This is a genomic window from Bacteroides stercoris ATCC 43183, from assembly GCF_025147325.1.
GTDB lineage: Bacteria > Bacteroidota > Bacteroidia > Bacteroidales > Bacteroidaceae > Bacteroides > Bacteroides stercoris.
On record NZ_CP102262.1, the window covers coordinates 940891 to 964241 of the forward strand.

22 protein-coding genes are annotated in these 23351 nt (G+C 49.3%); 17 read left to right on the top strand and 5 right to left on the bottom strand.

Annotated elements, in window-relative coordinates; genetic code table 11:
• Window positions 1-367 precede the first annotated feature (367 nt).
• A complete protein-coding gene (locus NQ565_RS03950; protein WP_005656019.1) occupies window positions 368-1012 on the bottom strand; it encodes a ribonuclease H1 domain-containing protein in 645 nt (214 codons plus the stop codon).
• A gap of 177 nt (window positions 1013-1189) precedes the next feature.
• Here NQ565_RS03950 and NQ565_RS03955 point away from each other — a divergent pair, with 177 nt between their 5' ends.
• From NQ565_RS03955 to NQ565_RS03980, 6 genes are all read left to right on the top strand, one after another.
• Entirely contained in the window at window positions 1190-1792 is a 603-nt protein-coding gene (locus NQ565_RS03955) for a nitroreductase family protein (protein WP_005656020.1), read from the top strand.
• 57 nt (window positions 1793-1849) lie between these two features.
• Window positions 1850-2377 (top strand): shikimate kinase, encoded by a 528-nt coding sequence (locus NQ565_RS03960; protein ID WP_005656022.1) that lies wholly within the window; start codon window positions 1850-1852, stop codon window positions 2375-2377.
• Window positions 2378-2488: 111 nt separating this feature from the next.
• Window positions 2489-4381 (top strand): biosynthetic arginine decarboxylase, encoded by a 1893-nt coding sequence (speA, locus tag NQ565_RS03965; RefSeq protein WP_005656024.1) that lies wholly within the window; start codon window positions 2489-2491, stop codon window positions 4379-4381.
• Window positions 4381-5154 carry an acetylglutamate kinase gene (gene argB, locus NQ565_RS03970; protein ID WP_005656026.1) on the top strand — a complete coding sequence of 258 codons (774 nt, stop codon included), beginning with the start codon at window positions 4381-4383 and terminating at the stop codon, window positions 5152-5154. The genes speA and argB overlap by 1 nt, the downstream gene beginning before the upstream one ends.
• Before the next feature lie 61 nt (window positions 5155-5215).
• Window positions 5216-5725: an RNA polymerase sigma factor gene (locus NQ565_RS03975; RefSeq protein WP_005656029.1), complete on the top strand. Its 510-nt coding sequence runs from the start codon at window positions 5216-5218 to the stop codon at window positions 5723-5725.
• Window positions 5715-6197: a hypothetical protein gene (locus tag NQ565_RS03980; RefSeq protein WP_005656030.1), complete on the top strand. Its 483-nt coding sequence runs from the start codon at window positions 5715-5717 to the stop codon at window positions 6195-6197. The genes NQ565_RS03975 and NQ565_RS03980 overlap by 11 nt, the downstream gene beginning before the upstream one ends.
• Window positions 6198-6416: 219 nt before the next feature.
• Here the strand turns inward: NQ565_RS03980 and NQ565_RS03985 are convergent, their stop codons facing one another.
• Window positions 6417-7268, bottom strand: coding sequence for a head GIN domain-containing protein (locus NQ565_RS03985; RefSeq protein ID WP_005656032.1), 852 nt, complete (start codon window positions 7266-7268; stop codon window positions 6417-6419).
• 265 nt (window positions 7269-7533) lie between these two features.
• On the opposite strand from NQ565_RS03985, the gene NQ565_RS03990 reads away from it, so the two are divergent.
• Window positions 7534-8238 (top strand): YgjP family zinc-dependent metalloprotease, encoded by a 705-nt coding sequence (locus NQ565_RS03990; RefSeq protein WP_005656034.1) that lies wholly within the window; start codon window positions 7534-7536, stop codon window positions 8236-8238.
• A 37-nt stretch (window positions 8239-8275) separates the two neighbouring features.
• On the opposite strand, the gene NQ565_RS03995 is transcribed toward NQ565_RS03990, so the two are convergent.
• On the bottom strand, window positions 8276-8671 hold the full coding sequence (locus tag NQ565_RS03995; RefSeq protein ID WP_005656036.1) for a hypothetical protein: 396 nt from the start codon (window positions 8669-8671) through the stop codon (window positions 8276-8278).
• 196 nt (window positions 8672-8867) lie between these two features.
• Here NQ565_RS03995 and rimP point away from each other — a divergent pair, with 196 nt between their 5' ends.
• The 10 genes from rimP to NQ565_RS04045 all read left to right on the top strand — a co-directional run bounded on the left by rimP (window position 8868) and on the right by NQ565_RS04045 (window position 22200).
• Complete coding sequence (gene rimP / locus NQ565_RS04000) at window positions 8868-9335, top strand: ribosome assembly cofactor RimP (protein ID WP_005656038.1); 468 nt, start codon at window positions 8868-8870, stop codon at window positions 9333-9335.
• 4 nt (window positions 9336-9339) lie between these two features.
• Complete coding sequence (gene nusA / locus NQ565_RS04005; RefSeq protein ID WP_005656040.1) at window positions 9340-10605, top strand: transcription termination factor NusA; 1266 nt, start codon at window positions 9340-9342, stop codon at window positions 10603-10605.
• 134 nt (window positions 10606-10739) lie between these two features.
• Window positions 10740-13697: a translation initiation factor IF-2 gene (infB, locus tag NQ565_RS04010; protein WP_005656042.1), complete on the top strand. Its 2958-nt coding sequence runs from the start codon at window positions 10740-10742 to the stop codon at window positions 13695-13697.
• Between the two features lie 101 nt (window positions 13698-13798).
• A complete protein-coding gene (locus tag NQ565_RS04015; protein ID WP_005656044.1) occupies window positions 13799-14311 on the top strand; it encodes a CvpA family protein in 513 nt (170 codons plus the stop codon).
• A gap of 33 nt (window positions 14312-14344) precedes the next feature.
• Entirely contained in the window at window positions 14345-15799 is a 1455-nt protein-coding gene (sufB, locus tag NQ565_RS04020; protein ID WP_005656046.1) for a Fe-S cluster assembly protein SufB, read from the top strand.
• Window positions 15800-15831: 32 nt separating this feature from the next.
• Window positions 15832-16587: a Fe-S cluster assembly ATPase SufC gene (gene sufC / locus NQ565_RS04025; RefSeq protein ID WP_005656048.1), complete on the top strand. Its 756-nt coding sequence runs from the start codon at window positions 15832-15834 to the stop codon at window positions 16585-16587.
• A gap of 88 nt (window positions 16588-16675) precedes the next feature.
• Window positions 16676-18019 (top strand): Fe-S cluster assembly protein SufD, encoded by a 1344-nt coding sequence (gene sufD / locus NQ565_RS04030; protein ID WP_005656050.1) that lies wholly within the window; start codon window positions 16676-16678, stop codon window positions 18017-18019.
• Window positions 18020-18103: 84 nt separating this feature from the next.
• Window positions 18104-19315, top strand: a complete 1212-nt coding sequence (locus NQ565_RS04035) for an aminotransferase class V-fold PLP-dependent enzyme (protein ID WP_005656052.1) — start codon at window positions 18104-18106, stop codon at window positions 19313-19315.
• A 107-nt stretch (window positions 19316-19422) separates the two neighbouring features.
• Window positions 19423-19743: a heavy metal-binding domain-containing protein gene (locus NQ565_RS04040; RefSeq protein ID WP_005656053.1), complete on the top strand. Its 321-nt coding sequence runs from the start codon at window positions 19423-19425 to the stop codon at window positions 19741-19743.
• A gap of 255 nt (window positions 19744-19998) precedes the next feature.
• Entirely contained in the window at window positions 19999-22200 is a 2202-nt protein-coding gene (locus NQ565_RS04045) for a sodium-translocating pyrophosphatase (protein ID WP_005656055.1), read from the top strand.
• A 173-nt stretch (window positions 22201-22373) separates the two neighbouring features.
• Here the strand turns inward: NQ565_RS04045 and NQ565_RS04050 are convergent, their stop codons facing one another.
• Window positions 22374-22979, bottom strand: coding sequence for a LysO family transporter (locus tag NQ565_RS04050; protein WP_005656057.1), 606 nt, complete (start codon window positions 22977-22979; stop codon window positions 22374-22376).
• Window positions 22976-23254, bottom strand: coding sequence for a LysO family transporter (locus NQ565_RS04055; protein WP_005656059.1), 279 nt, complete (start codon window positions 23252-23254; stop codon window positions 22976-22978). The genes NQ565_RS04050 and NQ565_RS04055 overlap by 4 nt, the downstream gene beginning before the upstream one ends.
• Window positions 23255-23351: the final 97 nt, after the last annotated feature.

Below are 23351 nucleotides of genomic sequence, written 5' to 3' on the forward strand. Positions count from 1 at the left end.
TGTTGTAAAATGCTTATATACAGCTACAAAACGCGCATGATGCAGAACGTGTTAACAGCGGTTAAAATCCTCTGTTTTCAGGGGCGGAGCATCCCAATCTCTGCGTTTTAATGTGACTGTTGCCCGTTGGTTTTGTCGTTTTGGCGCATGTATAATATAGGAAAGCCTGATGCAAAACCTCGTTTTCCAACTGCGGGCTCCCCGGTTGCCGGCTGCGGGCCGTACGGTTGCCGTATGCGGGCTGTCGAGCCCGCAATTGCGGGACGAAGTTTCAGTAGAAGGATAAGGCTGTTTCTGTAGTGGCATAACGACATTATCCCCCGTGTATGCGAGGGTTTTGTCATGGGGATATGGGTGTTCCGCCCTGCTATTTTCTTCCGAAGTCCGCGGGTATTTCTCCCCACTGCCTGGTTTCCCATTTCAGGATAGGGGTGGAGTAGGTGTTTTCACGCAGCCATTTCTCGGCGCGCTCTATCAGCAGGAAAAGTTGTTCGGTTTTGGAGTCGCGGGGTAGCTTGGTCTTGCATTTCTTCTGTTTTACCCAACCGATGGCATTAACGCTGTCGCTGTAAATAGGCATGTCAAAGCCCTTTTGCTTCAGCAGGGCAAGGCCGTGCACGATGGCAAGAAACTCTCCGATGTTGTTGGTGCCGTACACGGGACCGTAGTGGAAAACCTGCTGGCGGCTGGCAACGTGTACCCCCCGGTACTCCATTGCTCCGGGATTTCCGCTGCATGCTGCATCTACGGCAAGGCTGTTTTCAAGGACGGCGGTGGGGTAGGGAGCGTCTGCATTTTGAGGCGGCTTGGATGGCGTGCTGCCTGCGGATGTATTGCGCTTGATGTAATCGTAGGGTGAAGCGGCAAAGGCGTGCTCTGCTTCCTCGCGGGTGTCGAACGATTTGAACTTTGCCCCCTCATAGCCTTTGGTCTGTAGCTGGCATTCGGTCCAGGATGTATAAATGCCCGGAGTGACGCCTGCCCATACAACGTAGAATTTCTCTTTTTTCATAACTGCGGCAAAGGTACGAATATATTTCACAAATGCGAACAATCGGCTCCGTTCGCTTGTTCTTTTAAATTGAGGAGAAGTGGGAAGTAAAAAAAGAGTATCGGTCCAATTCCTTGAGTTTGTAATTTTATATAACTCATTTATTCTTAATAAGAACAGACAATAAAATAAAAAGATATGAAGAGAACATTTGCAGAAGCGTTGGAACACCGGCGCAGTTATTATTCCATAGGTAGCGACTCTCCTGTTTTGGATGAGGAAGTGGTGCATATTATCCGTACGGCGGTGAAGAACGTGCCGTCGGCCTTTAATTCGCAGTCAACAAGAATCGTCCTGCTGCTGGGCGACGAGCATAAGAAACTATGGGATATTGTAAAAAATACGTTGAAGCAGCGCATTTCGCCTGAGGCTTTTGCAAAGACGGAAGCCAAGATTGACGGCTGCTTTGCTGCCGGGCATGGCACTGTGCTTTATTTTGAGGACACAACGGTTGTAAAGAAATTGCAGGATGCGTTTCCCTCTTACAGCGAAAACTTTCCGACTTGGTCGCAGCATACATCGGCCATGCACCAGCTGGCTGTCTGGACCATGCTGGAAGACGCAGGTTTGGGAGCTTCCTTGCAGCATTACAACCCGCTGATTGACGACGAGGTGCGCCGTACCTGGAACTTGCCGGAGAGCTGGATGCTGATAGCCGAAATGCCTTTTGGCACGCCCACTGCCGAACCCGGCGAAAAGGAGTTCGGGGAGTTGAGCGAGCGGATTAAAATTTTCCGCTGATTGTGAGGTAGTCTCACTGTAGAATTGCTTATCTTTGTACACAAACGGTAAGCAACTATGATACGTATCTTTCTGACCGGTTACATGGGAGCCGGTAAAACAACTTTGGGAAAGGCTTTTGCCCGCGAACTGAATGTACCTTTCATTGATTTGGACTGGTACATCGAGGAACGTTTTCACAAATCCATCCGTGAACTGTTCGTCGAGCGGGGAGAGGCCTCTTTTCGTGAATTGGAGCGGAATATGCTGCACGAGGTGTCCGAGTTTGAGGATGTCATTATCTCGACCGGCGGCGGCACGCCCTGTTTCTTCGACAATATGGACTACATGAACGGACACGGGCAAACCGTGTTCCTGGATGTACATCTTGATATACTGTTCAACCGTTTGCGGGTGGCAACCCATCAGCGCCCCATCCTGCAGGGAAAAACGGACGAGGAGCTGCGCGCCTTTATTGCGGACGCATTGGAGAAACGCGCCCCTTTCTACGTGCAAGCCCGCTACCGTTTCGATGCAGGACATCTGGAAAGCAGACGGCAGATTGCCGGGTCCGTGCAGCAGTTGCGTAGCCTGCTGGGCATTTAATCTCTTGTAAATGTGTGTTTTTCGCCCTAAAAGGCAAGATGTTCCAGATTTATATGTATTTTTGTACCCCTTTTTTATAAATAAACTACTAAAACAGCAGAGTAACAAGAAATGAGAAAATGGCGTATTGAAGATTCGGAAGAGCTGTACAACATTACAGGTTGGGGCACTTCGTACTTTGGTATCAATGACAAAGGTCATGTTGTAGTAACACCGCGTAAAGACGGCGTCGGCGTCGATTTGAAAGACCTGGTCGACGAATTGCAACTGCGTGACGTGACGGCGCCCATGCTGGTGCGCTTTCCCGACATTCTTGACAACCGGATTGAGAAGATTTCCTGTTGTTTCAGACAAGCGGCGGAAGAGTACGGCTACAAGGCGGAGAATTTTATTATCTATCCCATTAAGGTGAATCAGATGCGTCCGGTGGTCGAGGAGATTATCAGCCACGGCAAGAAATTCAATCTCGGACTGGAAGCAGGCTCCAAACCCGAACTGCATGCGGTGATTGCCATCAATATGGACTCCGACTCGCTGATTATCTGCAACGGATACAAGGATGAGAGCTACATAGAGCTTGCTTTGCTGGCGCAGAAGATGGGAAAACGCATCTTTCTCGTAGTAGAGAAAATGAATGAGCTGAAGCTGATAGCCAAAATGGCGAAGCAGTTGAATGTAAAGCCCAATATCGGCATACGTATCAAGCTGGCTTCGTCGGGAAGCGGCAAGTGGGAAGATTCGGGCGGCGATGCAAGCAAGTTCGGACTGTCGTCCAGCGAATTGCTCGAAGCGCTCGACTTCATGGCAAGCAAAGGCATGCAGGACTGCCTGAAGCTGATACATTTCCACATCGGAAGCCAGGTAACGAAAATCCGTCGCATCAAAACCGCTCTGCGTGAAGCGTCGCAGTTCTATGTGCAGTTGCACAACATGGGATTCAACGTGGAATTCGTGGACATCGGCGGCGGCCTGGGAGTGGATTATGACGGAACGCGCTCGTCCAACAGCGAGGGCAGCGTAAACTATTCCATCCAGGAGTATGTGAACGACTCCATTTCTACTCTGGTGGATGCCAGCGACAAGAACGGCATTCCCCATCCCAATATCATTACGGAGAGCGGACGCGCTTTGACGGCGCATCATTCCGTACTTATATTCGAGGTGCTGGAAACCACCAATCTGCCCGAATGGGACGACGATGAAGAGGTGACCGAAAACGACCACGAACTCTTGCGGGAGCTTTACGGCATTTGGGATACACTGAACCAGAACAGGATGCTGGAAGCCTGGCACGATGCGCAGCAGATACGCGAAGAGGCGCTTGATTTGTTCAGCCACGGCATCGTGGACCTGCAGACCCGCGCCAAGATTGAGCGGCTGTATTGGTCTATCATGCGCGAAGTGAACCAGATAGCCGGCGGACTGAAACATGCGCCCGATGAATTCCGCGGTCTCCCCAAACTGCTGGCGGATAAGTATTTCTGTAACTTCTCGCTCTTCCAGTCCCTGCCGGACTCCTGGGCGATAGACCAGATATTCCCCATCATGCCTATCCAGCGTCTGGACGAACGGCCGGACCGGACGGCTACCTTGCAGGACATTACTTGCGATTCGGACGGTAAGATTGCCAACTTTATCTCTACCAAGAACGTGTCCCATTACTTGCCGGTACACTCCTTGAAGAGTAAGGAATCCTATTATGTGGGGGTATTCCTGGTGGGCGCCTATCAGGAAATTCTCGGCGATATGCACAATCTGTTCGGCGATACGAATGCGGTGCACGTATCCGTGAGCGATAAGGGGTATACGATAGAGCAGGTTATCGACGGTGAGACGGTGGCGGAAGTACTGGATTACGTGCAGTACAGTCCGAAGAAGCTGGTGCGTACTTTGGAGACCTGGGTGAGCCAGTCGGTAAAGGAAGGACGCATCTCCCTGGAAGAAGGCAAGGAATTTTTGTCTAATTACCGTTCCGGTTTGTACGGATACACATATTTGGAATAATGAGAGAGAAACTGACTGTAATCAAGGTGGGTGGCAAAATCGTGGAAGAGGAAGCCACCCTCTGCAAGTTGTTGGATGACTTTGCCGCCATCGAAGGATATAAAGTTCTGGTGCACGGCGGCGGACGTTCGGCAACGAAAATCGCAGCCCTGTTGGGTATTGAAAGCAAAATGGTGAATGGACGCCGCATCACCGATGCCGAGACTTTGAAGGTGGTGACAATGGTGTATGGCGGACTGGTGAACAAAAATATGGTGGCCGGTTTGCAGGCACGAGGCGTGAATGCGCTCGGCCTGACGGGTGCGGACATGGACGTGATCCGTTCCGCAAAGCGTCCGGTAAAGGAGGTGGACTATGGTTTCGTGGGCGATGTGAAGCAGGTGAACGGAGCGTTTCTGAGCGAACTCATCCATAAAGGCGTTGTTCCGGTAATGGCCCCGCTGACACACGACGGCGAGGGACACATGCTGAATACGAATGCCGATACGATTGCCGGAGAAACGGCCAAAGCCTTGTCCAGACAGTTTGACGTGACGCTGGTATATTGCTTTGAGAAGAAAGGCGTGCTGCGCAACGAGAATGACGACGACAGCGTGATTTCCCGGATTACCCCGGAAGAATTTAAGCAGTATGTTGCCGAAGGGGTTATCCAGGGCGGCATGATTCCCAAGCTGGAGAATTCTTTCGAGGCTTTGAATGCCGGAGTCACGGAAGTTGTAATCACTTTAGCCTCAGCCATAAACAGTGATGGCGGAACCCGTATCAAAAAATAAATCAAAAAAAAGTGGTGGCAGACTGTAACTTTCCGTTTGCTGAACCGTCAATTAATTAGAGATGCAGGAAATCAGTTTTCGTAATGACATTCTCCCTCTGAAAGACAAGCTCTTTCGGTTGGCCCTGAGGATTACATCCGACCGGGCGGAAGCGGAAGATGTTGTGCAGGAAACGCTGATTAGGGTATGGAACAAGCGCGACGAGTGGACGCAGTTCGGTTCTGTCGAAGCCTATTGCCTGACAGTGGCAAGGAATCTGGCGATAGACCGCAGCGAAAGGAAAGACGCCCGAGCGGTGGAACTTACCCCCGATATGGAAGAGGCTTCCGAAGCATCGGGCCCTTACGAAAGGCTGGTGAATAAAGAACGAATGGCTCTGATACACCGCCTGATAAACGAACTTCCCGAAAAGCAGCGGCTGATTATGCAGCTGAGGGATATGGAAGGTAAGAGCTACAAGGAGATTGCGGTTGTCCTGAGTCTGACAGAGGAACAGGTGAAAGTGAACCTCTTCAGGGCAAGGCAAAAGGTTAAACAACGGTTTATTGATATAGAAGGTTATGGACTTTAAATATATAGAACAACTTTTAGAACGTTATTGGCAGTGTGAGACTTCTCTTGAGGAAGAAGCGCAGTTGCGTACTTTCTTTACAGAAGAGGACGTTCCCGAACACTTGTCGCGTTATAAGGATTTGTTTGTATATCAGCAACTTCAGCAGGAAGAGCATCTGGGTGCGGATTTCGATGCACGGGTGCTTGCCGAGATTGAAGCTCCGGTTGTGAAGGCCAGGCGCATGACATTGACGGCGCGCTTCATGCCGTTGTTTAAAGCCGCAGCCGCAGTGGCAGTGGTGCTTTCATTGGGCAATGTGATGCAACATTCGTTCTTTGCCGATGTAAGAGAGGTGGCTGCCGCCGATACTATCGGCAAACAAATTTCCGCTCCGTCGGTCGCCCTTTCGGGGGATAGGGCCGCAACGCACGAGAAGCAGATATTGGATAGTCTGCACCGTGTAAGCAAGGAGAAGGAAAACAGACAGTAGATATTTTCATTTGCTTTTAAAATAACATTTTCATTTGCTTTAAATATAATATAGTTAGTGTGCTTTTATTAAAACAAAAACAGAGGCTGTGAAGTTTCAATTCTCTCAAAATTTTATAGAAACTAACTAAGATAAATGGGACGCCGCGTGATGCAGCGTCCCTTTTATTGTTGTTGGGGGAGCGGAAAGTTGCCCCCTCCCTCTGCAGTGTATGTAGAATCAAAGCTTGTATAATCCCTTCTTGGGGAAGTCCAGTTCCGGGTTGCCCTTATAACCGATGTTTCCGCTGCCGCTGGTACGTGCTTTCAGGAAGTCGGTGGCATGGCATTTGATGTCTCCCGAACCGGATACGCTTGCCGATACGCGTTTTGCCTGCAGACCGGATGCAAACAGGTCGCCCGAACCCGCTACACGGTAATCGGCTTCCTGGGAAGTTCCCGTCAATATTGCCGTGCCCGATCCTGAGACGGAGGCTTCGGTGCCGGCGGCCGATACGTTGTCAAGCTTCAAATCTCCGGAACCGGCTATGGATGCCGTGAGATTGGCGCAAGTGATGTTGCTGCCTTCTATGTCGCCCGACCCTGCCACGGATACGTTAAGATTGCCGGTGCAGGTTATGTTGTCCGCGTCGATGTCTCCCGAACCTGCTACGGATACTTTCAGGTGGTCTGTTTTCAGTCCGTTGGCTAACTCTACATTACCGGAGCCGGCAACGGAGATGTTGTTGAGTGTCTCGGAGGAGACGCGTATCTCCAGCTTGTTGTAAGATACGCTGACACCTTTCTTGAACTTGATATTCAAGGTGTTGTTAACTACATTGATGTCCAGAAGGTCTACGATATTGTCGGAAGTGTACACTTCCACTTCGGGTTTTCCCGCCTTTTGGGTGTAAGTAACATTCGGGCTGCCTGCCAGGTTCAGACCGGTGAAGTTGTCTACTTTGATATTCTTGGTTACATAGTTCCTGCTGGCTTTGACTGTTTTTCCGCCAAACAGACCGGAGTTGCACGTGCAGGCTGTTGCGCTTAATGCGAAGATGCCTGATACGATGATTGCTGTTAATGTTTTCATGTTCAATGTATTTTAAGTGTTCTTGTTTGTTAGACGTAGTCTTTTCTCAAAAAGTTGCAGGGGATTATGACTTTTTACCGGGAACTTCTTGCTGCCGGTTCTTATTCAAATCCTATGCCATAAGCATAAATCTTTGTTTATTAGGATGTAATGGAGGAAATGCGGTGTCCGCTTTTGAACACATTGTTCGTTTTTGGTAGACAAGCGTTTGCTTTTTCGGACGATTCTTCGTTCTTTTGTCCTTATTTCAAGGAGGAAAGAACAGATGGCAACGGAGCATGTTTTAGAGGATAAGGAGTTGGGACGTTTGTTGGTACGGGTGAATGTCCGTGCCCGGCGTCTGACCTTTCGTACGCGTGAGGATGCCATTCATGTAACTGTTCCGCCGGGTACAACCATCGGAGAAGTAAAGAATGCTGTGGAGCAACTGCGTCCCCGGCTGAGGGCCGCCCGACAGCAGCAAAGCCGTCCGCTGATTGATTTGGACTATCAGATTGATACGGAATTCTTCAAGTTGAGTTTGGTCGGCGGAGAACGCGACCGCTTCCTTTCGCGCTCGGAACTGGGGGAAATGCAGATTATCTGTCCGCCGGATGCAGACTTCTCAAATAAGGAGTTGCAGGCTTGGCTGCGTAAAGTGATTGAGGAAGCCTTGCGGCGTAATGCCAAGATTATTCTTCCGCCTCGGCTTTATGCACTCTCGTTGCAGCATAATCTTTCTTATAAGAGTGTGAAAATAAACTCCAGCAGCGGGCGTTGGGGAAGTTGTTCCGCCCGTGGAAACATCAATCTGTCCTATTTCCTTGTTCTATTGCCCAAACACTTGATAGACTATGTGCTGCTGCACGAGTTGGCACATACCCGTGAAATGAATCATGGCGAGCGCTTTTGGGCGTTGCTTGATGGCATGACGGATGGCAAGGCGCAACTGCTGCGCAGCGAGCTGAGAAAGTATAGGACAGACTTCTGAAGCAGGCCGATTATAGTGGGAGAGGCACGGAAACGGACTACTGTGCCAACAGCTTCACTTCATCGCCGTCTTTTTCAAAACGATAGTTACCGCCTTTTTCGCTCAACTCAAACAGAGAAAGTCTGTCGGTTGCCTTGTCCACTATCATCAGTGCGCTTTGCTCGGCAAACCGTTTTACCTCGATATTGAAAGGCTCTTCACCGATGCGCCGGTCTGCCAGCACGCTGTCATTGAGAAGGATGGAGATGGAATCGCCGGCAAAGCCTTTCACCAAAGTGATGTTGTAGGTTTCGGCAAAGTGGCGTTCGCCCTCTTTCTGCCGTTGCAGGCGCATGCTCATGTAGACGAAGATAACGACAACGAATATTACGGCAAAAGCAAGGATGCCGTTGCCTATCATAAACTGTTTGTTGGTATTCAGGTGATGTGCCATGACGATTGAGTTTAAAGAACCCTGCAAATGTAGTGATTAATTTTGAATGGAAGATAAATTCGGGCAGGAGTGCTAAATATTCTTTTTTTCTCCTATTATTTTGTAGTCGAACAGATTATTTATATCTTTGCAACCGAAACGGATGAAAGGTGGAGGGGCGATTGAGCTCCTCTTTTTTGTTCCTAATGGTTAATCTATGATAGAAAAGAAAACAGTTTGTCAGATTGTAGACGAGTGGCTGGAAGATAAGGAGTACTTCCTGGTGGAAGTCATAATCAGCCCGGATGACAAGATTGTGGTGGAGATAGACCACAAAGAAGGTGTTTGGATTGAGGATTGTGTAGAACTGAGCCGCTACATAGAGTCCCGGTTGAATCGTGAGGATGAGGATTACGAACTGGAAGTCGGTTCTGCCGGTATCGGACAACCGTTTAAAGTGCTGCAACAGTACGTCAACCACATCGGCAAGGAAGTGGAAGTATTGGCAAAAGACGGCCGCAAGCATTGCGGAGTGTTGAAAGATGCCGACGAGCGGCAGTTTACCGTCACTGTTCAGAAGAAAGTGAAAGAGGAGGGAGCCAAGCGTCCTAAAATGGTGGATGAGGACCTGACCTTTACATACGAAGAGATAAAATATACTAAATACTTAATTAGTTTTAAATAAGACTATGGCCAAGAAAGAAGAAACTATCAGCTTGATAGATACCTTTTCGGAATTTAAAGAACTGAAGAATATTGATAGAACCACCATGGTGAGCGTACTCGAAGAGTCGTTCCGCAGTGTGATTGCAAAGATGTTCGGAACCGATGAGAATTACGACGTGATTGTGAACCCGGATAAGGGTGACTTCGAAATATGGCGTAATCGTGAAGTTGTGGCGGATGAGGACCTTGAAAACCCGAACCTGCAGATTTCTTTGAGCGAAGCCCGGAAGATTGACGCTTCGTACGAGGTGGGAGAGGAAGTGACGGATGAGGTGAACTTTGCGAAGTTCGGCCGCCGTGCTATTCTGAACTTGCGCCAGACATTGGCTTCCAAGATTTTGGAACTGGAAAAAGACAGTATTTACAATAAATACATTGATAAGGTGGGTACTATTATCAATGCAGAGGTTTACCAGATTTGGAAAAAGGAAATGTTGCTGCTCGATGACGAAGGCAATGAACTGCTGTTGCCCAAGACCGAACAGATTCCGAGCGACTTCTACCGTAAGGGTGAGACTGCCCGCGCCGTGGTAGCCCGCGTCGACAACAAGAACAATAATCCGAAGATTATCCTGAGTCGTACGTCGCCCGTTTTCCTGCAACGTCTGTTCGAGATGGAAGTACCCGAAATCAATGACGGACTGATTACTATCAAGAAGATTGCCCGTATTCCCGGTGAGCGTGCTAAGATTGCCGTTGAGTCATACGATGACCGTATCGACCCGGTAGGTGCCTGCGTCGGTGTGAAGGGTAGCCGTATTCATGGTATTGTCCGCGAGCTTCGCAACGAGAATATCGATGTTATCAACTATACGTCGAATATCCAGTTGTTTATACAGCGCGCCCTCAGCCCCGCCAAGATATCTTCCATCCGTCTGAACGAGGAAGAGCACAAGGCGGAAGTCTTCCTGAAACCGGAAGAGGTGTCGCTGGCTATCGGTAAAGGCGGTTTGAATATCAAGCTGGCCAGTATGTTGACTGAGTACACCATTGACGTATTCCGCGAATTGGATGAAGCGGTAGAGGATGAAGATATCTACTTGGATGAATTCCGCGATGAGATTGACGGTTGGGTAATCGATGCCATTAAGGCTATCGGTATTGATACCGCCAAGGCTGTGTTGAATGCACCGCGCGAGATGTTGATTGAGAAGACTGACCTGGAAGAGGAAACGGTGGACGAAGTATTACGCATTTTGAAATCGGAGTTTGAAGAAGGGGAAAATTAGTGATAAGTGATTAGGGGTTAGTGATAAGTGATTTTTGGTATGTATAATAAAATCATCACTAAACACTAATCGCTAACCCCTAATCGCTAATCACTAACCACCACTTCTTTCTCCATTATTCATTAAATTAAAGTATGACGATAAGGTTAAATAAAGTAACAAGAGATTTAAATGTAGGAATCACGACGGTAGTTGAGTTCTTGCAAAAGAAGGGATATGCCATTGAAGCAAATCCCAATACGAAGATTACCGACGAGCAGTACGACTTGCTTGTGAAAGAGTTTAGTACAGATAAGGATCTTAAATTGAAAACGGAGCGTTTCATTCAGGAACGTCAGAGTAAGGAACGCAACAAGGCATCGGTGGCTATTGACGGTTATGACAAGGAAGCACAGGAAAAGCCGAAAACCGAAGAGGTGGTAAAGGCTGTGGTTCCCGAAGATGTACGTCCGAAGTTTAAGCCTGTCGGGAAGATTGATTTGGATAAACTGAATCGCAAACATACTGTGGAAAAAGAGGAAGAAGCGGTGGAACCGGAGATGCCGGTGGTTGAAGAAGTAAAGGCGGAAGAACCTGCACCTGTTGTTGAGGCTCCGAAACCGGAACCCGTTCCCGAACCTCAGCCCGAGCCGACACCTGCTCCGGTGGTTGAACCTGCTCCGGCGGCAGAAGAAGAAAAAACTGCGCCGGTGGCTGCAGAACCCGTACCGGTTTCTAACGCGGAGCCTGCTCCCGCTGCAACCGAAGAAGCTGTTTCGGAAAATAAAGATGAAAAAGAAGAAATATTCAAAATACATCAGCCTGAGTTTGTATCGAAGATTAACGTCATCGGACAAATAGACCTCGCTGCGCTGAATCAGTCTACACGTCCGAAGAAGAAATCGAAAGAGGAAAAGCGCAAGGAGCGTGAAGAAAAAGAAAAGCAGCGTCAGGATCAGAAGAAGCTGATGAAAGAAGCCATTATCAAGGAGATTCGTCGTGACGATAATAAGACGAAAGATGGCAACGATGCCAACGGCAAGAAAAAACGCGTCCGCATTAACAAGGAAAAGGTGGATATCAACAATGCATCCAACTTCCAGCGTGGCGGAAACGATCGTCTGAAAGGCGGCCAGCAAGGGGGTAATAACCAACAAGCCGGTAAGAACAAGAATAAAGACCGCTTCAAGAAACCTGTAATCAAGCAGGAAGTAAGTGAAGAGGATGTGGCAAAACAGGTAAAGGAAACTTTGGCACGCCTCACTTCCAAAGGCAAGAATAAGGGTGCGAAATACCGTAAGGAGAAACGTGACATGGCATCCAGCCGTATGCAGGAGCTGGAAGACCAGGAAATGGCGGAAAGCAAGATATTGAAGCTGACCGAGTTCGTGACTGCCAATGAGCTGGCGAGCATGATGGATATTTCCGTTACGCAGGTTATCGCTACTTGTATGAGCATCGGCATGATGGTTTCCATTAACCAGCGTCTGGATGCGGAAACAATCAATCTGGTAGCGGAAGAATTCGGTTTCAAGACAGAATATGTAAGTGCGGAAGTGGCCCAGGCTATTGTCGAAGAAGAGGATGCCGAGGAAGATTTAGAGCCTCGCGCTCCGATTGTAACGGTGATGGGTCACGTAGACCACGGTAAGACTTCGTTGCTCGACTATATCCGTAAGGCAAATGTTATTGCCGGTGAGGCGGGTGGTATCACGCAGCATATCGGTGCTTACCACGTGACATTGGAAGACGGACGCAAGATTACGTTCCTCGATACTCCGGGTCACGAAGCGTTTACCGCCATGCGTGCCCGCGGTGCCAAGGCAACGGATATCGCCATCATCATTGTGGCTGCCGATGACAATGTGATGCCGCAGACCAAAGAAGCCATCAACCATGCCATGGCTGCCGGTGTGCCTATCGTATTCGCTATCAATAAGATTGACAAGCCGACCGCTAATCCCGATAAGATTAAGGAAGAACTGGCTGCCATGAACTTCCTCGTTGAGGAATGGGGCGGTAAGTACCAGTCTCAGGATATTTCAGCCAAGAAAGGTATCGGCGTAAGCGATTTGATGGAGAAAGTATTGCTGGAAGCCGAAATGCTGGATTTGAAGGCAAACCCGAATCGCCGTGCTACCGGTTCCATCATCGAGTCCTCATTGGATAAGGGTCGTGGCTATGTGGCTACAGTGCTGGTATCCAACGGTACTTTGAAGATGGGTGATATTGTGCTCGCAGGTACAAGTTACGGTAAGGTGAAAGCCATGTTCAACGAACGTAACCAGCGCATGAAAGAGGCAGGTCCTTCGGAACCGGCTTTGATTCTCGGCCTGAACGGTGCACCGGCTGCAGGCGATACATTCCATGTAATCGAGACTGAACAGGAAGCACGTGAAATTGCCAACAAGCGCGAACAGTTGCAGCGTGAGCAAGGTCTGCGTACACAGAAGATGCTGACGTTGGATGAAGTGGGCCGCCGTTTGGCATTGGGCGACTTCCACGAACTGAATATCATCGTGAAAGGTGACGTGGACGGTTCCGTTGAAGCGTTGAGCGACTCGTTGATTAAGCTGTCTACCGAGCAGGTACAGGTAAACGTTATTCACAAAGGCGTCGGCGCTATCTCCGAATCGGATGTATCTCTGGCTGCCGCTTCGGATGCGATTATTGTTGGATTCCAGGTTCGTCCTTCGGGTGCTGCCGCCAAACTGGCAGAGCAGGAAGGTGTGGACATCCGCAAGTACTCTGTCATCTACGATGCCATTGAAGAGGTGAAGGCTGCCATGGAAGGTATGCTGGCGCCGACTTTGAAGGAACAGGTGACGGCCACTATCGAGGTGCGCGAGGTATTCAACATTACCAAAGTGGGTCTTGTGGCAGGTGCCATGGTGAAGACCGGAAAGGTGAAACGCAGCGACAAGGCCCGTCTGATTCGCGACGGTATTGTTATCTTCACAGGAAATATCAATGCATTGAAGCGCTTCAAGGACGATGTAAAGGAAGTTGGAACAAACTTCGAATGCGGTATCAGCCTGACAAACTGCAACGACATCAAGGTAGGAGACATCATCGAATCTTACGAAGAAGTGGAGGTAAAGCAGACTCTGTAAGCAATATATAAAAAATCTTCAGGCGCGGATTACACGGATTTCACGGATTGGTTAAGAAAAACCGTGTTTGTCCGTGTAATCCGCGCCTTTTTAATATAGTTATGGCTGTTGTAGATAGTATAATCTTGGTAATAATCGGTGCCGGAGCGCTTGTAGGTTTTATAAAAGGTTTTGTAAAGCAGTTGGCTACCTTGTTGGGACTGGTTGCCGGTCTGGTGGCGGCAAAGGCTTTGTATGCTTCCGTTGCCGAGAAAGTGTTTTCCAGGATTACCGATTCAATGACAGTGGCGCAAGTGCTGGCATTCATTGCTATCTGGGTAGCGGTGCCTCTGGCTTTTGCGTTGATAGCTTCGCTGCTGACGAAGGCGATGGAAGCCGTGTCGCTCGGTTGGCTGAACCGTTGGCTGGGTTCCGGGCTGGGAGCGCTGAAAGCACTTCTGCTGGTGAGTTTGCTGGTGGGCGTTATCGAATTTATAGATTCGGACAATACGCTGCTCAGTCAAACAAAAAAGAAAGAATCGGTGTTATATTATCCCATGAAGTCATTTGCCGGAATATTCTTTCCTGCAGCAAAGGCTGTTACGGAACAGATTGTGAATGGAGATGTGGTTTGATTCGTAACTTGTAATTTTATAATTATAGAAACAATGCAACAAGAAGAACCCAATAAATATGTAAAGGAACTCACTCAGGAGAAGTACAAGTACGGTTTTACGACCGACGTGCACACAGACATCATCGAGCGTGGTTTGAATGAAGATGTGGTGCGGCTGATTTCCGAGAAAAAAGGAGAACCCGAGTGGTTGCTGGAGTTCCGCCTGAAAGCGTACCGCCATTGGCTGACGCTGGAGATGCCTGCATGGGCGCATCTCCGTATTCCTGAAATAGACTATCAGGCTATCTCATACTATGCCGACCCTACCAAGAAGAAGGACGGACCCAAGAGCATGGACGAGGTAGACCCGGAGCTGGTCAAGACATTCAATAAACTGGGCATTCCTCTGGAAGAGCAGATGGCACTTAGCGGTATGGCGGTGGATGCCGTAATGGACTCTGTATCCGTAAAGACTACCTTTAAGGAGACGCTTATGGAGAAAGGCATCATCTTCTGTTCGTTCAGCGAAGCAGTGCGCGAACATCCTGATTTGGTACAGAAGTACTTGGGCTCGGTGGTGGGCTATCGCGACAACTTCTTTGCTGCACTGAACTCTGCGGTGTTCTCCGACGGTTCTTTCGTCTATATCCCGAAAGGGGTACGTTGTCCGATGGAGTTGTCCACTTACTTCCGTATCAATGCCCGCAATACCGGACAGTTTGAAAGAACGTTGATTGTGGCGGATGATGATTCGTACGTTTCCTACCTGGAGGGATGTACGGCGCCGATGCGTGACGAAAACCAACTGCATGCCGCCATTGTGGAGATTGTGGTGCACGACCGTGCGGAAGTGAAGTACAGCACTGTCCAGAACTGGTATCCGGGTGATGCCGAAGGCAAAGGCGGCGTGTATAATTTCGTAACGAAACGCGGACACTGCAAAGGGGTAAATAGCAAACTGTCCTGGACGCAGGTGGAAACCGGTTCGGCCATTACCTGGAAATATCCGTCCTGCATCCTTTCGGGCGATAACTCTACGGCAGAGTTTTACAGCGTGGCGGTAACCAATAATTACCAGCAGGCAGATACCGGTACGAAGATGATTCATCTCGGAAAGAATACCCGCAGCACTATCGTCAGCAAGGGTATCTCCGCCGGACGGAGCGAAAACTCTTATCGCGGTCTGGTGCGCGTTGCCCAAAAAGCGGACAATGCCCGCAACTATAGCCAGTGCGACTCCTTGCTGCTGGGCGATAAGTGCGGTGCGCATACGTTCCCTTACATGGATATCCATAACGAGACGGCCATTGTAGAGCACGAGGCAACCACCAGCAAGATTAGCGAAGACCAGATATTCTATTGCAACCAGCGCGGTATCTCTACGGAAGATGCCGTAGGACTGATTGTGAACGGTTATGCAAAGGAGGTACTCAACAAGCTGCCTATGGAGTTTGCCGTAGAGGCTCAGAAATTATTAGCTATTTCACTCGAGGGAAGCGTAGGATAGCTATTGGAATTCAAAATTCAAAATTAAATATCATGTTAGAGATAAAAGACCTGCACGCCAGCATCAATGGCAAAGAGATATTGAAAGGCATCAACCTCACGATCCGCGACGGTGAGGTGCATGCCCTGATGGGACAGAACGGAGCCGGAAAGAGTACACTGAGCAATGTGCTGGTGGGACATCCTGCATACGAGGTGACACGCGGTACGGTAACTTTCAACGGTAAGGACCTTTTGGCTATGAGTCCTGAAGACCGCGCTCATGAAGGTGTTTTCCTTTCGTTCCAGACACCGGTGGAGATACCGGGAGTTTCGATGGTGAACTTTATGCGTGCCGCTGTCAACGAACAGCGTAAATACCGTCATCTGCCCGCCCTGTCTGCCAGCGAATTCTTGAAACTGATGCGCGAGAAACGCGCCATTGTCGAACTGGACAACAAACTTGCCAACCGTAGCGTGAACGAAGGCTTCAGCGGCGGTGAGAAGAAACGTAACGAAATCTTCCAGATGGCTATGCTGGAACCTACTTTCGCCATTCTTGACGAAACGGATTCCGGGCTTGATGTAGATGCTTTGCGCATTGTAGCCGATGGCTTCAACAAACTGAAGACTCCCCAAACCAGCGCAATGGTCATCACCCACTACCAACGCCTGCTGGACTATCTGAAACCGGATACCGTCCATGTACTGCTTGGCGGACGCATCGTGAAGACGGGCGGTCCCGAACTGGCTAAGGAGATTGAAGCACGCGGCTTCGATTGGATTAAGAAAGAAGCGAGTGAATTATAAATTATGGATTATGAATTATGAATTATCCTGCGACATGATGATGCGCAGCCCGTTCATAATTATAATTCAAAACTCATAATCAGATAACATGAGTGTAGAGCAACAATATATAGACCTTTTCTCCCAGACGGAGGCGATGATATGCCGCCATAGCGCCGAAGCGCTGAATGCTCCGCGTGCCGCTGCATTTGCCGACTTCGAGCGGCTTGGATTTCCTACCCGTAAGACGGAGAAATATAAATATACCGATGTCAGCAAGTTCTTTGAACCCGATTACGGACTGAACCTGAATCGGTTGGAGATTCCGGTTAATCCCTACGAAGTATTCAAGTGCGATGTGCCGAATATGAGCACCTCCCTTTACTTTGTTGTGAATGATGCTTTCTATAACAAGGCTTTGCCGAAGTCGCATTTGCCTGAGGGCGTTATCTTCGGTAGCCTCAAGGAAATGGCGGAGCAGCGTCCGGAGCTGGTGAAGAAGTACTACGGTAAGCTGGCAGATACTTCCAAAGATGGAGTGACGGCTTTCAATACAGCCTTTGCGCAGGACGGCGTATTGCTGTATGTTCCCAAGAACGTGGTGGTGGAGAAACCTATCCAGTTGGTGAACATTCTGCGCGGCGATGTCAACTTTATGGTAAACCGCCGTGTGCTTATCATTTTGGAAGAGGGTGCGCAAGCCCGTCTTCTGGCATGCGACCACGCCATGGACAGTGTGAATTTCCTTGCTACGCAAGTGGTAGAGGTATTCGTTGGGGAGAACGCCACTTTCGACTTCTATGAACTGGAAGAGACGCATACCAGTACGGTACGCATCAACAGTTTGTATGTCAGACAAGAAGCTAACAGCAACGTTTTGCTGAACGGAATGACTTTGCATAACGGTACTACCCGTAATACAACCGAAGTTACGCTTGCCGGCGAAGGTGCTGAACTGAACCTTTGCGGGATGGCTGTTGCGGATAAGAACCAGCATGTGGACAACAATACCACCATAGACCATGCAGTGCCCAACTGTACCAGCAACGAACTCTTTAAGTATGTGCTCGACGACCAGTCTGTCGGTGCTTTTGCAGGCCTGGTACTGGTACGTCCGGGTGCGCAGCATACGAGTTCCCAGCAAACGAACCGTAATCTTTGCGCCACTCGCGAAGCGCATATGTATACCCAGCCGCAACTGGAGATTTATGCCGATGATGTGAAGTGCAGTCATGGTGCTACGGTAGGCCAGCTCGATGAAAGCGCCCTGTTCTATATGCAGCAGCGCGGCATCTCCGTGCATGAGGCACGTTTGCTGCTGATGTTCGCTTTTGTAAACGAGGTGATTGACACAATCCGCCTGGATGCCTTGAAAGACCGTCTGCACCTGTTGGTGGAGAAACGTTTCCGCGGTGAACTGAACAAATGCCGCGGGTGTGCAATATGTAAATAATGGAGAATTATGAATGAAGAATTGCCATGCGGGTACTGATGCTGCGCAGCTTATTCTTCATTCATAATTCATAATTTAAAAGATATGGACCTTCAAAAGATAAGAGCTGATTTTCCGATACTTTCCCGTGAGGTATATGGTAAGCCGTTGGTTTACTTTGATAACGGTGCGACTACGCAGAAACCCCGTCAGGTGGTGGATGCCATTACGGATGAGTACTATTCGGTCAATGCCAATGTGCATCGCGGTGTGCATTTCCTTTCGCAGCAGGCTACGGAGTTGCACGAGGCATCTCGCGAGACGGTACGGAAGTTCATCCATGCCGGCAGTACGAATGAAATCATCTTTACCCGCGGCACGACGGAAAGTATCAATCTGTTTGTATCCAGCTTCGGTGAAGAGTTTATGCAGGAGGGGGATGAGGTGATTCTCTCCGTCATGGAACATCACAGCAACATCGTTCCCTGGCAATTGCTGGCTGCCAAAAGAGGGATTGCCATTAAAGTTATCCCGATGAATGACAGAGGCGAACTTTTGTTGGACGAGTACAAACAGTTGTTTTCCGAACGTACGAAGATTGTCAGCGTAGCCCATGTATCCAATGTGCTGGGTACGGTGAATCCCGTAAAGGAGATGATACGCTATGCCCACGGGCAAGGCGTTCCCGTGCTTGTGGACGGAGCCCAGTCCATTCCGCATATGCCGGTGGATGTGCAGGATTTGGATGCGGATTTCTACGTTTTTTCCGGTCACAAGGTGTACGGCCCTACCGGTGTGGGTGTGCTTTACGGTAAAGAAGAATGGCTCGATAAGATGCCCCCCTATCAGGGTGGCGGCGAAATGATACAGCACGTATCGTTCGAACGGACTACCTTCAATGAACTTCCTTTCAAGTTCGAGGCGGGAACACCCGATTATATCGGTACGACAGGGCTTGCCAAAGCGTTGGATTACGTTTCTGCCATCGGCATGGAGAAGATTGCCGCCCATGAACATGAACTGACTACATATGCCATGACACGTTTGAAAGAGATTCCCGGTATGCGCATCTTCGGTGAGGCCGAAGAGAAAGGGAGTGTTATCTCTTTCCTCGTAGACGATATTCACCATTTCGATATGGGCACTTTGCTCGACCGTTTGGGCATTGCCGTACGTACGGGGCATCACTGCGCACAACCGTTGATGCAGCGTCTCGGCATTGAAGGAACGGTGCGTGCTTCATTTGGCCTGTATAACACGAAAGAAGAGATAAATGTATTGGTAGCGGGTATAGAGCGTGTGAGCCGTATGTTTTGATGCTTGCCGGATGAAATTGCGTATTTAATTTTTTTTTTGACTATTGCTGCAACTTTTCTTCCTCTTTGTGCGTCTGATAAGTTGCAGATAACTTAAAAATAAAGATTATGTTAATAACAACGACTTCAGTGATTGAGGGTGCAAAGATAACCCGTTATTATGGCATCGTATCCGGCGAAACAATTATCGGCGCCAATGTATTCCGTGACTTTTTTGCCAGTATCCGCGATGTGGTAGGCGGACGCAGCGGTTCGTACGAGGAAGTGCTTCGTGAGGCTAAAGATACGGCGCTTCGCGAGATGCAGGAACAAGCCCGTTTGTTGGGCGCTAATGCAGTGATTGGCGTTGACCTTGATTACGAAACGGTAGGTGGCAGCGGCAGTATGCTGATGGTGACTGCTTGCGGTACGGCTGTGACGGTAGAATAAAGAGAGTGCGGCAAAATAAAAAACGCTTGCGGTTTATTTCTTTCAGGCACGGAATTATACAGGATTTCACGGATTAACTTTATTCTTTTCCGTGAAATCCTGTGTAATTCCGTGCCTAAAGGAAATCATCAAGTACGTTCTGATATATTCTTTTGTTTTTCCAGTCTTTGGCATAAATTCGGTTAATCGTTTGCTTATTTCATTTCAAATCAATACTTTTAAGCTTTCGTTCAACCTTTTAATACGATTTATGCTATGGACCAATTGCTTTTCTGGCTGGTACCGGCCGCTTCCGTTCTGGCGCTTTGCTTTGCCTGGTATTTCCATCGTCAGATGATGAAAGAGAGTGAGGGAACTCCTCAAATGGTTAAGATTGCCGCTGCTGTGCGCAAAGGCGCCATGTCCTATCTCCGTCAGCAATATAAGATTGTGGGATGGGTGTTTCTGGGACTGGTGATTCTCTTCTCGATTATGGCTTACGGCTTCGGAGTGCAGAACTCCTGGGTTCCGATAGCTTTCCTCACAGGCGGATTCTTCTCCGGCCTTTCCGGATTTCTCGGTATGAAGACGGCCACGTATGCCTCGGCGCGTACGGCAAACGCTGCCCGTAACTCATTGAATGCGGGTTTGTGCATCGCTTTCCGCAGCGGTGCGGTAATGGGGCTGGTTGTAGTGGGGCTTGGCCTGCTCGATATTTCCTTCTGGTATCTGCTGCTCAATGCGGTTATCCCTGTGGATGTGATGACACCCACTCATAAACTTTGTATTATCACCACTACGATGCTGACGTTCGGTATGGGAGCTTCCACACAGGCGTTGTTTGCACGCGTGGGCGGTGGTATCTATACGAAAGCCGCCGATGTAGGCGCCGACCTTGTGGGCAAAGTGGAAGCCGGCATCCCTGAAGACGATCCCCGCAATCCCGCAACCATTGCCGACAATGTAGGCGATAACGTGGGCGACGTTGCCGGTATGGGAGCCGACCTTTACGAGAGTTATTGCGGCTCCATTCTTGCTACGGCGGCTCTTGGCGCAGCCGCTTTTATCCATTCGGGGGATACGCTGATGCAGTTCAAAGCCGTCATTGCCCCGATGCTGATTGCCGCTGTGGGGATTATCCTTTCTATTATAGGCATCTTCTCCGTGCGTACCAAAGAGAATGCCGGGATGAAGGACCTGCTGAACTCCCTTGCTTTCGGTACGAACCTGAGTTCGGTGCTGATAGTCATTGCCACTTTCCTTATCCTTTGGCTGTTGAAGCTGGACAACTGGGTGTGGATATCCTGCTCGGTGGTTGTGGGGCTGGTGGTAGGCATCGTTATCGGTCGTTCCACGGAATACTATACTTCCCAGTCTTACCGCCCCACCCGGAAATTGAGTGAGAGCGGCAAGACGGGGCCAGCTACTGTCATTATCTCGGGTATCGGTCTGGGTATGCTCTCTACTGCCATTCCGGTAATTGCCGTAGTGGTGGGCATCATTGCTTCCTATCTTTTTGCTTCCGGTTTCGACTTTGCCAATGTAGGTCTGGGACTTTACGGCATCGGTATCGCTGCCGTAGGCATGCTTTCCACGTTGGGCATTACACTGGCCACGGACGCTTACGGTCCTATCGCCGACAATGCCGGCGGCAATGCGGAAATGTCCGGTCTGGGCGAGGAGGTGCGTAAGCGTACCGATGCGCTCGATTCTTTGGGCAATACGACAGCCGCTACGGGTAAGGGCTTTGCCATCGGTTCGGCTGCATTGACGGGACTTGCCCTGCTTGCATCCTACATCGAGGAAATCCGTATCGGTCTGACCCGTCTGGGCACTACCGACATCTTTGTGGGCGGTGAAGCGGTGTCCGTACAAGATGCCACTTTCTTTGATTTCATGCACCACTACGATGTAACGTTGATGAATCCCAAAGTTCTTTCGGGCATGTTCCTCGGTTCGATGATGGCTTTCCTGTTCTGCGGACTGACGATGAATGCCGTAGGTCGTGCCGCTGCCCATATGGTGGATGAAGTACGCCGCCAGTTTCGCGAGATAAAGGGTATCCTTACAGGTGAGGCCGAACCCGATTATGAACGTTGTGTAGCCATCTCCACGAAAGGCGCGCAACGCGAAATGGTAGTTCCCTCGCTGATAGCAATCATTGCTCCCATTCTGACCGGACTTGTCTTCGGTGTTCCCGGTGTGTTGGGACTGCTTATCGGCGGACTTAGCAGCGGATTCGTACTTGCTATCTTTATGGCGAATGCCGGCGGTGCGTGGGACAATGCCAAGAAGTATGTCGAGGAAGGCAATTTCGGCGGCAAAGGCAGCGAAGTGCATAAAGCCACGGTTGTAGGCGATACGGTAGGTGATCCGTTTAAGGATACTTCCGGTCCGAGCCTTAATATCCTTATCAAACTGATGAGCATGGTGGCCATTGTTATGGCGGGGCTGACTGTGGCTTGGAGCCTGTTCTAAACATAAGCGATTCGTTCCGTAAGACGAAATCATTCATCCCGTGAGACGGATTTATTCATCTCACGGGATGATTTTTGCCGTTTCGCGAGACGAATATATTTGTCTCATGGGATGGATTTATCACAATAATATCCTAATTTCTACGTTCGAAGCAGCGCTTTGTCTGTAATCACCTATATCGAACAGAACAAGGTCACCAGAAACGGCACGCTGAAATCCACAACAAATCCGTGAAATATGGAGACTACGACAAACTGCTGTCCTGCGGTACGGGTGATTATCGGGAGTGTGGTATCCATCGTTGTGGCGCCGCCGGCAGAGATGGGAGCCAGGTTGCCAAACCAGCGTACCAGTAACGGTGCTGCCAGCAGGGTAAGTATCTCGCGGCTGATATTGGCGAGTAGGGCGATAGTTCCGAGTTCGGCTCCTTTGTATTCGGTAATGAAGATACTGGAGAGTGAATAATATCCGAATCCCGAACCTACGGCCAGGCAATCGGTCAGGGAACGGTGCGTCAGGATGAGGCTGACCGCTGCAGAGCCTGCCAGTGTGCCCAGTATCGTCATAATGGGCAGAAATACCAGCCGGGGATTGAGCGAACGGAAATTCTTCAATGTCTGCGGGTCGTTACCCACACTCAATCCTACACTGAACATCAGGGCGCAAAGTGCATAGAAGCTGACCTTGCTATCCATGACTGCATCAACGGGTATCAGGTGGAAAATTCCGCAAAGCGTACCCAAAACAAAGAAACCGATTATAATAAGGCTGCCTTTCATGCCGTTTTTCCTTTCTTCCTATATAAAGCTTTCCACAGCGCCCAGGCAGCAATGACACTGCCCAACGTACTGCCCAAGGTCAGTATCACGGCTTCGATGCCTATGGTGTGCAATCCTTTGATGATTTGCTCGTTGCCGCCAACTTCAATGCCGAGGATGAACAGCAGCGCCCAGATTAATACCGTGATGACAGTATGAATCTTATGTAAACTTCTTTTCCGTAAGAGATAGCCCAGCAACATTCCGGTGAGCATCAGTCCGATAATCGTAAACATCTCTGTTGTATTTTAATTTGCCGGCAAAGATAGTCATATTTATTCTCTTTAAAAATCCGGTTTACTTATGAAAAGGTTTATCTTTGCGCATTCTAAT